This window comes from Fulvimarina manganoxydans (assembly GCF_900176465.1).
Lineage (GTDB): Bacteria > Pseudomonadota > Alphaproteobacteria > Rhizobiales > Rhizobiaceae > Fulvimarina > Fulvimarina manganoxydans.
In genome coordinates this window covers 95,270-108,743 of record NZ_FWXR01000002.1, presented here as the reverse complement: position 1 = coordinate 108,743, position 13,474 = coordinate 95,270, and the positions used below count along the sequence as shown (strand labels likewise).

Below are 13,474 nucleotides of genomic sequence, written 5' to 3'. Positions count from 1 at the left end.
GCAATTCGGATGATGGCAGAAACGAAGCCGGACGGGAAGATCGGCGGGTGTGGATAACGCCCCTTCGTCCTCCCTCTCGCCGGGGCGCTCCGAGGCGCCCGGCGGAACCCTTTAGGGTATAGCCAGACTTCCGCAGACCTCCGCAAATGATTTCAATGACTTACACATACAACCTCCGCACTTCCGCAACAAACTTCCGCATTGAAATAATTGGCTTTTTTCTTGGACCTCCGCAGACTTCCGCAAGCCACGAATGCTACCTTAAATCCATTCCCGAACACGAAGGCCGCGCTTCTTGGAATGGAAATCGACCATGTCGACGACGATGATTTCGCCATCGATCCACCCCTCCAGAAGCTTTTGAACCTTGCCCTGCGGGAGCTTGAACGTGGTCGCCAGATAGCGCGCCGCGTACCGCCCAGAGTGCTTGCTCTGGGGCGCCGTCGAGAGCGGATTGTTCGACGTCCAGCCGGCGTCGATCTCCTTCAGCATGGCCCGACACACTTCGATCGGCGGCGCGTCCTCGCCGCCCGTCGTCACCTTCTCGATGGGTTCGATGACGCATGTGGTGACGTTGTCTCCGTCCTGATCGATGCCGAGGAACACCGACTTGAGGCCGAAGACGAACTCCTCGCCGCCCTCGTAGTCGCGCTGCTTCGTGACCTTGGCGACCCGGTTTTCGAAATCGTCGACCGAGAGCTCGATCTCGGTGTCGGTTGCCGCGCGAAGCGACGAGTGGCCGCGCGCGCCCTTCGCCGCGTCCTTGCCGGTGTGGTGGACGATCATGATGTGCGCGCCGGTCTTCTGGCGGATCACGTCGATGTTCTTGATGAAGGCGGTCATGTCGGAAGCCGCGTTCTCATCGCCCCCGGCGATCACGCGCGACAGGGTGTCGATCACGATCACAGCCAACGGTTCGCGCCGCGCCACCTCCTCGGCGAGCGTGATGACGTAGTTCAGATCAGCCGTGGGCTTCAGGAGATCGAGGCCCGCACGTCTGAGCGCCAGGGGCACGTCGACAGAGCCGAAGACGCTCCGCAGGCCTGCAATGCGATTGGCGATGCCGTTTCCACCCTCTGCGGCAAGGTAGAGAACCGACCCGCCGTGAACGCGCCTGTCCCGCCACTGATTGCCGATCGCGATGTTGAAAACGAGATCGAGCGCGAAAAACGTCTTGCCGCTGTTCGATGGTCCGTAAACCACCGACATGGACCCATGATCGAGAAGCCCCTTCACGATGTACGGAACCTCGACCACCGGCCGAACGTCATCGAACCATTCGAGGTCCGATCTCGCCGCGACTCGCCGTTGACGCTCGACCTCCGCAACCTCTTCCGGCGCCGCATTACCGTCCTCGTCGAAGACGTTGCCGTCGTCGTCCTCGACATAGTGCCTGATCTGTCCGGCCCGCGGCGCCTTGATCGTCCGCGCGACCTGGCGCCCGTGCTCCACCATCGCCTTCCATTCGGGGTCCTCCGGCATGTGAGCGATGCGAATGGCTGACAGGTCCGCGCCATGCTGGCGGGCAAGCTCGGCGAGAGTTGCCCCGGTGATGCCGGTCGATCGGAACGATCCCCACTTCTTCGCCACCTCTCCCGGCTTGTATTTCGATCCCCGCCGGCTCCAGTTGTCGGCGATCTCGAGGCCGTCAGACGATCCACCCGTCGCCGCATGGACGGCCATGAGGGTCGAAACCCACTCCTCATAGGGGCTGTCCGGCGGCACGAAACTCAACAGGTGGTCGATCTCGCCAAGGCCTGTCGGCGAGTTGGCCGTGTATTCGCCGAGCCGGAAGGGCACGACGTCGCGCGCGTGCTCCGCACTGCCGATCAATTCGGCGGCCCTGGCCAGAAACTCGCCGATCTGATCCTCACTGACCGGCTGCAAATCCTCCGCTGGCCAATCCTCGAGCGGACGCTCCCAGCAAAGATCGGCGCCCGATGGATGCTTGCCATAGGCGACGAACTGCTGCCCCTTGCCCAGCACCTCGACCTTTCCAAGTGCGCCCTTAATCGATCGCTTGCCCGGTTCCCCATGGGCAGCGCGGTAGACCAGAAGCCGGCGGCCGCTGTTCTCGCGGAACCGCATGGGCGCTTGGCCGAGAAGAGAAAGAGAAAGCCGCATCAGTTGATCTGATACGGCTCCATCATCCACGTCGAGATCGACGACCCGATATCCATTGGCCATGACGCCGGTGTTCAGGGCGTCCCCGTCCGGTGGCCGCGCGACGCATCCTGGCGGGTCCAAGAGCGCTTCGCGCTGCCACGCGAACCCCTTCGGCTGCTTCCCGGGCGAATTGACCCGCGCGTCGATATTGTAGACCGGGACCGGGCGGTAGCCGGACTTCCACAGCGCCTCGCGCTGGGTTGCGATTGCCTCTGCCGCGCCCATCAGAACGGCGCCTCGTTCTTGAGCCGGCCCTTCATGGCCTCGTGATATTCGGCGAAGACGCTTTCCATCGCGCCCTCGAACTCGTCCTGGGTAAAATCGCGGAAATCGGTCTTGCCGATCCGGTCGCAATAGCGCTCTAGCGCATGGCCGGCGTCCTGGTGCGCCATCCGCTCGATCCGGTTGAAGTCGTCCTGGGGCATGGAATAGCTGTCCTTGGCGATCTGGATGCAATCTGGGTCGTCGCAGAGCCAGAGCGGGCGGAAGGGTTGCCTGGGCTCGGAATATCCGAGGCCGGTCCCGCGCCGCCCACAGACGGCACAGGTCGAGTGATCGGAGCTACGCGGCATTGGTGGTCTCCCGCCGGCGCTGAATGCCGTTCAGGATGGTGGTGTGATCCTTGCGGAACATGCGGCCGATGCGGGGAAGGCTCCACCCCTTCTTTTGCAGAAAGGCGTAGCAGTCAGCGCGCGCCTCAACGATGGCCCGCTTGCGGGATGGCCCGAACAGCTCATCCGACGTGATGCCGCGTCGCCGCATGATGGCGTCGAGCTCCGCGATCGTTCTCTCGAATGGCGTCACGACACCCTCCGATCGCCCCGCGATGATATCGGCGACCCTTTCGATATGGCTTCTGATGTCCTGCTGGCGCTCGGCAATCAGCGCCTCCCAAGCCGCGATAGCTTCCTGCTCCAGATGCCACTCTTCGATCCATTTCGGATCGATCACGCGCACCCTGACGCCGATCGCGTTCGGCATCCATTTTCTCGGCGCCGTCGCGAGAAGCTCTTTCGGAATGCCGGCGACTGAGCGCCGGTTTGGTGGCGGAGGGTTCATTATGCCGCCCTCCCCTGCGCGGCCGCAAAGGACCGGCCCACGATGTCGAAATAGCGAGGATTGTGCTTGGCCGGTCGAACGGTGATGGTGGCGGGCAAGGTGGCCTCGCCTCGCCGCTCCAATGCCTCGTCCGCATCTCTTGGCGGCGGCATGTCGCCCCCGTGCTCCGACCACCAGTTCGCCGCCTTCTCGCCGGCACGGCCGCCATGCTCGGGGCATACCCATTCGATATAGGTGTTGAGCCCGGCGACATAGGTGATGCGGACGCTGTCCGGCGACCCCTCCTTCTTCCACCGCTTCCAATCCCAGCGCAGGACCGGGATGGACTGCGGCGGCACCTTTTCTGACGACAGAATGCCCGTCGTCGCATCCGCCTCGGCCTCATGGCTGGGCTTCACCTCGATCTGCCACTCGTGGCCGCAGACCTTGCAGGTTCTCGCGTTCAGCGCCGCCAGGCTTTCGCAGTCCGGGCATTCCTTGGCCCGAACATCGTTGACCGTCACCTTCTCGGTCTCGCCCTTCGCACCTTTCTTTTTCGGCAGGACCGATACGGCGTCGACCGGCCCATGCATTCGGATCACGGACGCGAAGTCGAGGATCAACGCGTTCTCCTTGCCAGGCGCGCGGCGGAAGCCCCGGCCGACCTGCTGGACATACATGCCGGTCGATTTCGTGCCGCGCATCAGCGCCACCAGATCGACATGCGGGACGTTGAAGCCGATCGACAGGACGTTGACCGATGTCAGGCATCGGATCTCGCCTCGGCGGAACCGCTCGATGACCCCGTTGCGTTCGCCCTGCTTCATCGCACCATGGACGGTCTCAGCGGCAATGCCGTGAGCGCGGATCGCATCGCGAACGGCCGTCGCATGATCGACGCCGGAACAGAAGGCGAGCCATGCCCGCCGGTCCTGGCCATAGGCCACGAGCTCGGCAACGGCCCGTTCGACCAGACCGTCGGCCATAGCCGCGCGCTCCATGTCCGACGAAATGAAGTCGCCCGCCCTGGTGCCGATACCGTTGAGATCGATCTGAGCGGCCGACGCCTTGGAGATCAGCGGCGAGAGATATTCACCTTCGATCAGATCGCCGACATTGGCCTCATAGACGATTCGATCGAACATCGCGCCCGGCCCCTCGGCGAGAAGGCCGCTGTCCATTCGATAGGGTGTCGCCGTTAGTCCGCAGACGCGCATGTCGGCGGTGATTTCGGCCATGTTCGCGAAGAACTTGCCGTACATGGTCGAGCTGTCACGCGGGATAAGGTGAGCCTCATCCACGATGATCAGATCGCGCGGCCCGATCAGGTCCACCTTGTTGTAGACCGACTGGACGCCGCAGAAGAGGATGCGGGAATGCGTCTCTCGGCGGCCGACGCTGGCGCTATAAATGCCGGCGGGCGCCGCCGGCCACAGGCCGATCAGCTCCCGATAATTCTGAACGATCAGCTCCTTGGAATGGGTGACGATCGCCACCCGAAGATCAGGGAACTGCGCCAAGAGCTCTTCCACCATTTTGGCGATGACGAGCGACTTGCCGGCGCCGGTCGGAAGCACGATGAGAGGCGAACCGCGCTCGGTCTCCCAATAGCCATAGAGAGCATCAAGACTTTTGCGCTGGTATGGACGGAGGGTTAGGGTCATTGTGCCGTCTCCAGAACATGAGCGGCTTCCATCACGTAGATGCTCCGAGACCATCGAATGTAGGTTCCAGGCAGACCCGCGTTGATCGCTGGGCGGCTATCGATGATCGCTTGAAGCCTTTCGATTTCGGCTTTCGCCAAGGCGACATCATCCAGAAGGCAATCAACCATCGGGTCGCCCTCGTGGGGCGTGTGATCCCAAGCTGAAAGGCGATCGAGAACGCTTTGAGTGCTCATGCCGACACCTCGTCCGTTTCGAGGATGGCCGGCACCGGACGATCAGCTTGGTTCTGGTATTTTCCGTCGTAGCCCTCCGTCACGCGATCGACCCAATGGAACAGGATCTGCGCGATCGGCATTCCGGCTTCGATCTGCAACGGGCCATCGCCGTGATTGGTCAGCTCGAGGGTCAGGAAGCCTTGCCAGCCGCATTCAATCACGGTGTTCTGGCAAGCGAGCCCGCGCCTTGCCCACGTGCTTTTGTCGTGAACGATGCCGATCACATCGAGCGGCATGACGAAGCGCTCAATGGTCGATGCGAGGGCGAATCCGCCTCGCTCGAGCGTGATCGTTTCGCGGATCCTGATGTCATAGCCGGCGACCGAAAGACCTGCCGTCATGCCAGCCACCTTGAAGCTTTCAAGGAAGGGTTCGATCGGACGAACGTCGCGGATGGATTGTGCGGATAAGATCGTCATGCCCGGCCCTCCCTGATCAAGAGGATGGCGCCGGCCAGATAGTTGATCGCCCCAAGCAATTCAGCCTCGGCCGCCTTATCTTGGCCGCGACGGATCATGCCGAGCGCTTCCTGGGATTTCTTCATCGCTTGGAAGGCGGGCCCTCCGGCCCCGGTCATGCGACCGATCTCCATCATCGGCTGATCTGTGAAGGGCAAGCCATTGCCATGGCGATCCGATCCCTTGCCGTTGGCGGCTTGTTCCAGCGCGCTCATCAGCACGGAACGCAGGCCTGCATATGGTGGGGTGTCGCTCATGATTGGATCTCCCACTCTGGGTTCTTGAAGGCGTCGAGGTCTTTCCAGGATGCGACGGCGCCCTCTCGCGCCTGTCGCTTCTCCTTGATTCCGCGCGGCGTCTGTTCGCCCGTGCGGACGGCGACCTCGCGCCGGCATTGCGTGATGAGGGTGAAGTGCCGATCCGCATTGGTGCGGTGGCAATAGCCGGGCGCGGTCATTCGGCGGCCTCGATTACATCGAAGGCGTCAATCTGCCCGCCTTGGATGGCGCGACTTCCGCTGACGGCGTTTTCGAGATTTCGAACAGCCTGTCGGTAGTAGCTGGTTTTCAGCTCCGCCCCGATCCCGCGACGCCCCTTGGTGACAGCCGAATAGACCTCCGATCCGACGCCCATGAAGGGCGTCAGAACGGTCTCGCCGGGATTGCTGCGCATCTGGACGACGCGATCGATGACGTCGAGTTGGAGCGGATGGACGTGCTTTTCGTCATCCGCCTCCCTGCTTTCCTCATAGGGCAGGACGTTGCCCATGCGGATGTCGTCCCAAATCGAAGAGGCGTACCGTCGCCAGATCCAGTGCGAGAACTTGTTCTGCTTCTGATCTCCATCGAAGCCGCGTAGCCGCCGAACGTCGTTCGGCATTTTGCTGTCGTCGCCGGCATATTCGAGGAATCCGATGGGGTTCGCGACCGGGACCCGGTTCTCACCTCGCTTGCGAAAGATCAGAAGGTAGTCGGCCGAGGCCACACCGCATTGAACGCTGTCGTCCACGGCTGTCTTGTGGGCGAGGTTCTTTTGCATGGTCCGATTGCGGACCCACAGCGGCTCTTTCCAGATCGCGTGCCGCGCGATGAAGTGGAAACCCATCTTCTGGTGAAGCCGGATTATGTCACCGGGGAAATCGATATAGGCATCAGACCCGGTGTTGCCGGTCGGGACATCCATGCAATGGACGGCCGAGCAACGCCCCGGCAGCGTGACACGGGCAATCTGCTCGATCACGAACCGATAGTGGTCGAAAAACTGATCGTAGTCTCGACAGTTCGAAAGGTCTCGCTCGTCGGACGAGTAATTATAGAGGCCGCCGAACGGTGGGCTGTAGACCGAAAGATGCACCGACTTGTCGGGCAGTCCGGCCATAACCTCGATGCAATCGCCGTTGTAGATGGCGTAGTTGTCGCTAATGACCTGATCGATGACGTTTACCATGCTGGCACCTCCATTGGGCGATCGAATGCCTTCGCCGTCGAGACGGTCATGGCGTTGTTCATTTCAGAGATGAGATTGCCGAACATCACTTCGGCGGCGTCGGCTTTGCGGCGAAGGTTTTCCATCACCTTCCGCTCGCCTTCGGTCATGACGATATCGACCGTCACAGGGCGCTTTTGACCGAACCTCCAGCATCGCCGAACCGCTTGGTAGTACTGCTCGAAGGAGTGCGAGGGGGAATAGACGACGTGGGCGCAGTGCTGGAAATTGAGCCCGAGAGCGCCGATCTTCGGCTTCGTCACAAGGACACGTATGTCCCCATTGATGAAGTCCATGAACCGAGCTTCCTTCAACTCGTCCTTCTGCGATCCCGACACCTGCTTCGCGCCAGGGATGATGCTCTCGAGAAGGTCGGCCTCCTCGTTGAACTGGCACCACACTATGGCCGGCTCGCCGTGATCGACCAGTTGAGCGGCGCGCTCACACCGCTCCTTGATTGTTCGCTTCTTCTCGTCTCGCTGCTCGGGGAGCGTCGCGGCCGGAAGAGCAAAAAGCATTCCGTTTGCGAGGCTCTTGGCTTCGACCAGATGCGAGTTCTCGATCAGCGGCGGAAGCCGAAATGCGCCATCGTCAAAGCCGAGATCGGACGGCTTGCGCATCGCTCGTGACCACGAGCACACCCACTGCCAGAACGGCAGTTCGGCATGTCCCTTGAAGCGCCATTTCGTCGCCTCGCCGTACATGCGCCTGGTTGCGCTGTTGTTCTGGTCGTTTTTGAAGAACCGGTTCAGCATGTCCATGTAACCCATGTATCCAAGGGCTTCGGACGATGTGCCGAGTTCGATGTAGTCGTTGGGCGCGGCCGTCGCGGTCGCAAGAAGCCGGTACGGCACCTTGCGCATGAAATCCGTGATTTCAGCTTTGCGCGAGCCGTCGAAGCTTTTCAGGATTGAGCTCTCGTCGCAGACGACACCCGCGAAATCGGCCGGGTTGAACGCGCCGAGGCGTTCGTAATTGGTGACGACGATCTTCGTAGGGATTGACCCATCGGACGAACGAGACGCTTCAATGCCGAACTTTTCGGCTTCGCGGATCGTCTGCCCGGCCACCGCCAGCGGCGTGAGAATGAGAACCGGTCGATTGGTGAAACGAACGACGTTTTCCGCCCAGGCGAGAAACTGAAGCGTCTTTCCGAGCCCGCAGTCTTCGAAGACCGCAGCGCGCCCCTTCTCGACGGCGTAGCCGATCATCGCTTCCTGAAAATCGAAGGCGCTTTCTGGCATGAAGATTGGTTCGAAACCATGCTTCGCGCCTTCGTGCGTCTTGGCTTTGAGAAACTGCCCGTAATCTTGAACACCCATCACGCCGCCTCCATCATGGAAGGCACGCCGCGATTGACGGCTTGCATGGTCGCGGCGCCGAGGCGGTACGGCATGACGACCACCAGACGGCTGTCGTCACCGGGATCGATCAGGACGCCGGGCGAACTTCCGTCGCGAAGCTTGATCTCCACCTCGTCGCAATCGAGGCTTTGGAGCGAGAGCAAGATCACGTCCGATTTGAAGCCGATGAGCATGTCGGCGTCGCCGTCGACCTCCATCTCGTCTTCAGCCTCGCCCGTCGCGGCCGAAGCCGCGACAAGCCGAAGCGTGTCGGGCGTGACGATGAAGGCGATCTCACGCTCGCCGCCGCCGGCAAACGTCTCGACACGACGGATCGAAGCGATCAGCGCCTCTCGATCTGCCCTGACAACGAGCGGCTGGTCAGTCGGAACGACCCGCCGGAAGTCGGGATAGGTCGCATCCACTAGACGAGAAGTCAGCGAATAGCCGTCCGTGGCGAACTCGGCGAAGCTCTCGCCGATCGTCACGTCCACAGTCTGCGACTTCGTGAAGGGCGCGAGTGCGACGATCAGGGCATCCGGGAGAATGGACGGCGGCAGGTCGTGCGTGCCCTCCGGCATTGACTGACTGACCAGGGCGAGTTTGTACCCGTCCGTCGCCACTGCCGTCAGTTTGTCTCCCTCGCTCGTCAGATAAACGCCCTTGAGGTGAAAGCGGATTTCGCTCTTCTCCATCGCGAAGGCGCAGGCAGAGACGATCCGCTCGATGTCGGGGCCAGCCATTCGCATGACGCTTCCGCCGATCGCCTCTTTGCGAATGTCGGGGAAATCGACAGCCGGCAGCGTCGGCATCTTGATCTTGGACCGGCCGCACTTGAGCAGCGCCTCGCGATCGTCGACCGTGAACATCACGCTGTCGGCGCTGACGCGCTTGAGGGTTGTCGCCAGATGGACGGTCGAGACGCAGACAGCGCCGTGGCCGGTTTGGATCTCGGCTCGCGTCGTGGCAACGCCCTTGCGTTGCAAGTCGGTGGCGGTGATTGTCAGCGTGCCGTCCTCGCCAAGGGCGATCAGGCAATGAGACAGGATCGGCACCGTGGCCTTTGGTGGCGAGAGCTTTTCGATGCGCTCGACGGCAGCCAGGAAATCGGCGCGTGGGATGGTGAAATCGAACATCAGGCAAGGCTCCGCTGATGCTGCCGGTCGGCGACCAGGCGCTTGATGGTGGATGGGTAGAGGGTGTCCGGCGCGATCTCGCGCAGGAGGTCGAGCGCTTCGTCGGTCGCGCCCTCGGCAATCAGTTCGGCGAGGCGGTCAGCATTGCGCGGCTCAATCGCCGCCATGGCGCCAAACCGCGCCTCGTACTCATCGCGGATGACTTCGTCTTCGAACTCGTCGAGGCTCAACTCGACCGTGACCTGTTGTTCGATGAGCCGTCTTGGTCGCTTCGCCATCACGCAGCCCCTCCATTCAGGAGGGCGTCCAGCTTAGCTTCGATACGTGCGAGCCGGTCGTCTTCGCCGTTCAGCGCTGCCGCCACGATCGCAGAAACCTCTGCGTTCATTGATCGGCCATTCGCATCTGCACGAGCTTTCACTGCTTCGTGCATCCATGTTGGAAAGCGGAACTTGATCTGCGGGTCGCCTTGTTGCGCTGTAATTCGTTCCATCGGCGCGGCCTCCGGCTCGCTTATGGATTCGCCAAAGCTCGCCAGAAGGCGGGCCACGATCTCGCTGTTCATGCTGCGGTGGTTGGCTGCGGCTGCGTCCTTGAGACGGTCACGGAGGCCGTCAGGAAAGCGCAATTGATATTGGTCGGGTTTCGACTGGTTATCGCCCATCACGCAGCCTCCTGCGCAATGCCGTCCACCCACGTCGTGCCGTCCGGCATCTCGTAGGTGACGGACGAGCCGTCAGGCGCGACGTCAATTTGGCTGCCCGGGACCAGTTCAGGGATGAACAAATGCTCGCCGCAGCCAGCTTCCTGATCTTCGACGGTCAAAATCGTGCCGTGCTTTTCGCACCGCCATTCGGCGTCGCCGCCGAGGGCCGGAGTGCTATGCAGACATGATCGACAGGTCCGAGGCGCGAACGCCTCGCCGCCACAGACCGCTTTCGCTTTACAGAACCGACAGGCGAACGCGCTGCGGTCTTGTGAGATGGGCTCTGGCGGCCGGATGGCGTCCAGTACGCGCTTGGCCTTGACCATCAGTTTGATCGCCGCGACCTCGTCGTAGCGAATGCGGACATCGGCGCCGGAATAAAGCTCGTCGGTGTCCTTGTTGACGGCATAGTAGAAGAACCGATGGATGCCGGAGCAGTGCATTTCGCTCTGCGCCTGGGCGACGTGCTCGGGCTTCGAGACCGCGATGCCGACCTTCTTCAATTCCTTGAAGTTCTTGTCGTTCATCGTCTTGATGCCGACGATGTGCTCGGTCTTCGGCGCCTCGACGAAGCCGGTTCCTCGCCCATCGATCTTGACGACGAAGTGGCCGTCCAGTTCGGTGAAGGTCCATTGCTCGCCCGTCTCCGGGTCGATGTCGGACGCCTTTACGCCGATCAGGGCGAGTTCGCGAAAGACCCGCGGCTCGCGAAGATGGCCGGTCTCGAACAGCCGCAGCATCTGGCCGGAGAAGCGCTCCGGCTCATAGGCCCAGCGGAACTGAAACCAGATGGCCCGTTCGCACTCCTTGCCGATCATGGAGCCGGACAGCCGGCGCTGAAAGCGCGGCCGCTGGCGATCTGCCAGGGCGGCGTCAATTGCGGTGATGGTTTGCGAGATGAGATTGGGGGCGAGAGCGACCATTATGCCGCCTCCGCCTGAACGGTGGCAGCCGTCGCGAAGCTATCGGTCACGCCGACGACATCGAAGCGGTATCCGGGGTTTTCAGCCGCCAGCTTCTCCGCCTGGACGGCAGCATCCTCACGGCTCGCATATTCGAACGGCCACCATGATGGGCGGATGCGACGGGTGTCGTTGCCACGGCGGAAGACAAACCAGCCGCCACCGATCGTTTCGCCCTTGCGAGCGACCTTTGGGTTCTTGAGCCAGCCGGTTCGGCGAGGTCTCTTGCCCTTTTCAGGGCACACGTTTCCTGTCATCGCTGAAACTCCTTCGAGCGACGTTCAAATCGTTGGTTCGATGGGGTGCCGGGCGGGCTAGGACGCCAATCTCACGACCCGCCCGGCCGCTGACCTATCCAGCCCGGCGAGCCCAGCCGCCAGCGGCGGGAGGCGTCGACTGGCGAGCCTGCGGCGGCGGAGACGACTGTTGGCGCGGAGCGGCGTTGCCGTTCTGGCTCCAGGGCTTCACGCCCTTGATCTCGTTGCGCAGGGCGTACTTCTCGCCGGTCTCCGGGTTGACGTTCTGCTTCTGGAAGCCGACCGAGATTTCGCACGGGATGTTGTGGAGCTCGTCGGTGTTGTTCGGCGCGAGCCGGCCAACGGCGTGGCAGATCGAAGAGAGTTGACGAGCCGCGATCTCGCGCGTCTTGTCGCCCTTCTCGCCCTGCACATTGTAGCGATGGAGGATATCCTGAAAGACAATCCGCCCCTCGGCAGAGCCGGACAAAATCTTCCACTGAAGGGTCAGCTTCAAACCCTTTGATCCGCCTTGTCCGATGTCACGCTCTTCTGAGTTGACGATCTCGGCGTGGTATTTGCCTTCGGGCAAGACTTCATATTCCTGCGTTGGCTCGTAGTCGTTGGCGTTGAAGCCTGAAATATCAACCATGATTGGCGCTCCTTAAGCGGCGTTCTTGATGGGGGAGGCGTCGGCTGGCGCCGGCAGATACTGAGCCAGGGCGTCGTAGCCTCGGCCGCGCTCGAAGATGACGCTCTCGGGGATGCCGTAGCGGTTCTTCGCGACGAAGGCCGGCTTGCCGACGGCGTGGATCTTAATCGTCGAGGCGGCGCCCTCGGCGCGGGCGCGTTTCTGGTTGAAGCCCTTCCCGTCCTCGACCTTCATGTTGACCGGCTTCTTGAGAAGCAGGATCGCGTCGAGGTCGCGGGTGATCTGGCCGTTGAGTTGCTTGTGCAGGTCGATCTCATAGCGATCGTAAGCCTGCGTTTCGGGATCGTTGAACGTCGTCACGATCGAGTGGGCAATCAGAACCACGGCCATGCCTCGATCGCGGCGCAGTGCGTCGCAGCCGTCCTGAAACTCACGAAGAACAGGCTTGGAATTGGCGTAGCCCTTGCCGTAGCCGAAATCTTCAATCCGCGCTTTGGGGTTGCCGTGTTCGTCGCCGCGCCGGCAGACCTCGGCGAAGATCATCGCCTGCAGAGCCGTCACGCTGTCGAGAACGAGCGTCTGGAAGTCGTGCTCGCCATCGTAGAGCGCAGTCATGGCCTCCATGACGGCGTTGAAGTCGGGCAGGAAGCCGAACGACTGCAACTCGAGTTCGCCTGGCGTCCCCTCCTCGCATTGGAGGAAGACCGGGTTCGGAAACTCGCTGGCAAGCGTCGTCTTGCCGACGCCCTCGTTGCCGTAGATCAGAATGCGCGGAGGCCGATCGGCCCGGACGGTTCGAAGATCATTCAGCGAAATCGCCATGATCATCTCCTTCTGGTGATTGTGGTGCGGTGATGATCCACGCGCCGCTCGCACCATTCTGCGAGGCGTGAAAAGTGGCCGTCAGGTTCTGAACCGGCCAAATCTGAACGTGCGCCGCGCCGTTCGTCGGTGGCAGCTTGGAATAGAGGCCTCCAGGGATCAGGCTGTCGTCTTCGATGATCCCGATGCCGTGGCGCTTGCCGAGAAGGTCTTCCATGAGCTTGATGCGGTTCGACGCATCGGCGCGGTCGATGTCGATCTCGAAGGCCATGTTGACGATCACGCGCCCTGCGACCGGCTGGACGCCTTGCCGGCGGATCGCGGCAGCCGCGATCAAACGCCAGTCCTCGTAGGCTTTCGTCTTCGCCCGGCCGCGCTTCGTGTTCTTGAAAGCCGCGTTGACGCTTGGCGGCACGGGGCATGTGAAGGTGATCGGGGAGGGCCGGGAGGTGGAGCCCTCCCCGATCTGCTCACCACGGCCCGCCACGGACGCGGTGTGTTCGAATGAGGCTTGGACGTTCATGGGCG

Annotated in this window: 17 protein-coding genes; all 17 read right to left on the bottom strand. The window is 62.0% G+C overall.

All coding sequences use genetic code 11. From position 1 onward, the window contains the following. Positions 1-261: 261 nt before the first annotated feature. The 17 genes from B9A15_RS03135 to B9A15_RS22395 all read right to left on the bottom strand — a co-directional run bounded on the left by B9A15_RS03135 (position 262) and on the right by B9A15_RS22395 (position 13,469). Entirely contained in the window at positions 262-2,391 is a 2,130-nt protein-coding gene (locus B9A15_RS03135; RefSeq protein ID WP_084408581.1) for an AAA family ATPase, read from the bottom strand. Then, positions 2,391-2,738, bottom strand: coding sequence for a DUF6511 domain-containing protein (locus tag B9A15_RS03130; protein ID WP_084408580.1), 348 nt, complete (start codon positions 2,736-2,738; stop codon positions 2,391-2,393). The genes B9A15_RS03135 and B9A15_RS03130 overlap by 1 nt, the downstream gene beginning before the upstream one ends. Next, entirely contained in the window at positions 2,728-3,225 is a 498-nt protein-coding gene (locus tag B9A15_RS03125) for a helix-turn-helix domain-containing protein (RefSeq protein ID WP_084408579.1), read from the bottom strand. Before B9A15_RS03125 ends, B9A15_RS03130 begins: the two co-directional genes overlap by 11 nt. After that, the gene (locus B9A15_RS03120; RefSeq protein WP_084408578.1) at positions 3,225-4,868 is read right to left on the bottom strand and encodes a DEAD/DEAH box helicase; all 1,644 of its coding nucleotides are present in this window, start codon (positions 4,866-4,868) and stop codon (positions 3,225-3,227) included. The genes B9A15_RS03125 and B9A15_RS03120 overlap by 1 nt, the downstream gene beginning before the upstream one ends. Before the next feature lie 232 nt (positions 4,869-5,100). Continuing rightward, positions 5,101-5,565, bottom strand: a complete 465-nt coding sequence (locus tag B9A15_RS03110; RefSeq protein ID WP_084408576.1) for a dCTP deaminase — start codon at positions 5,563-5,565, stop codon at positions 5,101-5,103. After that, positions 5,562-5,861, bottom strand: coding sequence for a hypothetical protein (locus B9A15_RS03105; protein WP_084408575.1), 300 nt, complete (start codon positions 5,859-5,861; stop codon positions 5,562-5,564). Before B9A15_RS03105 ends, B9A15_RS03110 begins: the two co-directional genes overlap by 4 nt. Next, positions 5,858-6,061 (bottom strand): hypothetical protein, encoded by a 204-nt coding sequence (locus B9A15_RS03100; RefSeq protein WP_084408574.1) that lies wholly within the window; start codon positions 6,059-6,061, stop codon positions 5,858-5,860. Before B9A15_RS03100 ends, B9A15_RS03105 begins: the two co-directional genes overlap by 4 nt. Further along, entirely contained in the window at positions 6,058-7,050 is a 993-nt protein-coding gene (locus B9A15_RS03095; protein WP_084408573.1) for a DNA-methyltransferase, read from the bottom strand. Before B9A15_RS03095 ends, B9A15_RS03100 begins: the two co-directional genes overlap by 4 nt. Next, positions 7,044-8,411: a helicase-related protein gene (locus B9A15_RS03090; RefSeq protein ID WP_084408572.1), complete on the bottom strand. Its 1,368-nt coding sequence runs from the start codon at positions 8,409-8,411 to the stop codon at positions 7,044-7,046. Before B9A15_RS03090 ends, B9A15_RS03095 begins: the two co-directional genes overlap by 7 nt. Further along, entirely contained in the window at positions 8,411-9,568 is a 1,158-nt protein-coding gene (dnaN, locus tag B9A15_RS03085) for a DNA polymerase III subunit beta (RefSeq protein WP_084408571.1), read from the bottom strand. The genes B9A15_RS03090 and dnaN overlap by 1 nt, the downstream gene beginning before the upstream one ends. Beyond that, a complete protein-coding gene (locus B9A15_RS03080; RefSeq protein WP_139798174.1) occupies positions 9,568-9,798 on the bottom strand; it encodes a hypothetical protein in 231 nt (76 codons plus the stop codon). The genes dnaN and B9A15_RS03080 overlap by 1 nt, the downstream gene beginning before the upstream one ends. Positions 9,799-9,845: 47 nt before the next feature. After that, positions 9,846-10,232, bottom strand: coding sequence for an Arc family DNA-binding protein (locus tag B9A15_RS22830; protein WP_170923149.1), 387 nt, complete (start codon positions 10,230-10,232; stop codon positions 9,846-9,848). Continuing rightward, positions 10,232-11,197 (bottom strand): hypothetical protein, encoded by a 966-nt coding sequence (locus tag B9A15_RS03070; protein ID WP_084408569.1) that lies wholly within the window; start codon positions 11,195-11,197, stop codon positions 10,232-10,234. Before B9A15_RS03070 ends, B9A15_RS22830 begins: the two co-directional genes overlap by 1 nt. Then, positions 11,197-11,493: a hypothetical protein gene (locus tag B9A15_RS03065; RefSeq protein ID WP_084408568.1), complete on the bottom strand. Its 297-nt coding sequence runs from the start codon at positions 11,491-11,493 to the stop codon at positions 11,197-11,199. The genes B9A15_RS03070 and B9A15_RS03065 overlap by 1 nt, the downstream gene beginning before the upstream one ends. A gap of 94 nt (positions 11,494-11,587) precedes the next feature. Continuing rightward, the gene (locus B9A15_RS03060; RefSeq protein ID WP_084408567.1) at positions 11,588-12,124 is read right to left on the bottom strand and encodes a DUF669 domain-containing protein; all 537 of its coding nucleotides are present in this window, start codon (positions 12,122-12,124) and stop codon (positions 11,588-11,590) included. Positions 12,125-12,136: 12 nt separating this feature from the next. After that, the gene (locus tag B9A15_RS03055) at positions 12,137-12,946 is read right to left on the bottom strand and encodes an ATP-binding protein (RefSeq protein ID WP_170923148.1); all 810 of its coding nucleotides are present in this window, start codon (positions 12,944-12,946) and stop codon (positions 12,137-12,139) included. Then, on the bottom strand, positions 12,927-13,469 hold the full coding sequence (locus B9A15_RS22395) for a RusA family crossover junction endodeoxyribonuclease (RefSeq protein WP_139798173.1): 543 nt from the start codon (positions 13,467-13,469) through the stop codon (positions 12,927-12,929). The genes B9A15_RS03055 and B9A15_RS22395 overlap by 20 nt, the downstream gene beginning before the upstream one ends. Positions 13,470-13,474 lie beyond the last annotated feature (5 nt).

Bases quoted from the DNA above. Each gene is read 5' to 3' on its own strand.
- B9A15_RS03110 (WP_084408576.1), bottom strand. From the start codon at position 5,565: ATGACGATCTTATCCGCACAATCCATCCGCGACGTTCGTCCGATCGAA.
- B9A15_RS03125 (WP_084408579.1), bottom strand. From the start codon at position 3,225: ATGAACCCTCCGCCACCAAACCGGCGCTCAGTCGCCGGCATTCCGAAA.
- B9A15_RS03065 (WP_084408568.1), bottom strand. From the start codon at position 11,493: ATGACAGGAAACGTGTGCCCTGAAAAGGGCAAGAGACCTCGCCGAACC.
- B9A15_RS03130 (WP_084408580.1), bottom strand. From the start codon at position 2,738: ATGCCGCGTAGCTCCGATCACTCGACCTGTGCCGTCTGTGGGCGGCGC.
- B9A15_RS03060 (WP_084408567.1), bottom strand. From the start codon at position 12,124: ATGGTTGATATTTCAGGCTTCAACGCCAACGACTACGAGCCAACGCAG.
- B9A15_RS22830 (WP_170923149.1), bottom strand. From the start codon at position 10,232: ATGGGCGATAACCAGTCGAAACCCGACCAATATCAATTGCGCTTTCCT.
- dnaN (WP_084408571.1), bottom strand. From the start codon at position 9,568: ATGTTCGATTTCACCATCCCACGCGCCGATTTCCTGGCTGCCGTCGAG.
- B9A15_RS03105 (WP_084408575.1), bottom strand. From the start codon at position 5,861: ATGAGCGACACCCCACCATATGCAGGCCTGCGTTCCGTGCTGATGAGC.
- B9A15_RS03070 (WP_084408569.1), bottom strand. From the start codon at position 11,197: ATGGTCGCTCTCGCCCCCAATCTCATCTCGCAAACCATCACCGCAATT.
- B9A15_RS03100 (WP_084408574.1), bottom strand. From the start codon at position 6,061: ATGACCGCGCCCGGCTATTGCCACCGCACCAATGCGGATCGGCACTTC.
- B9A15_RS03135 (WP_084408581.1), bottom strand. From the start codon at position 2,391: ATGGGCGCGGCAGAGGCAATCGCAACCCAGCGCGAGGCGCTGTGGAAG.
- B9A15_RS03055 (WP_170923148.1), bottom strand. From the start codon at position 12,946: ATGGCGATTTCGCTGAATGATCTTCGAACCGTCCGGGCCGATCGGCCT.
- B9A15_RS03090 (WP_084408572.1), bottom strand. From the start codon at position 8,411: ATGGGTGTTCAAGATTACGGGCAGTTTCTCAAAGCCAAGACGCACGAA.
- B9A15_RS22395 (WP_139798173.1), bottom strand. From the start codon at position 13,469: ATGAACGTCCAAGCCTCATTCGAACACACCGCGTCCGTGGCGGGCCGT.
- B9A15_RS03095 (WP_084408573.1), bottom strand. From the start codon at position 7,050: ATGGTAAACGTCATCGATCAGGTCATTAGCGACAACTACGCCATCTAC.
- B9A15_RS03120 (WP_084408578.1), bottom strand. From the start codon at position 4,868: ATGACCCTAACCCTCCGTCCATACCAGCGCAAAAGTCTTGATGCTCTC.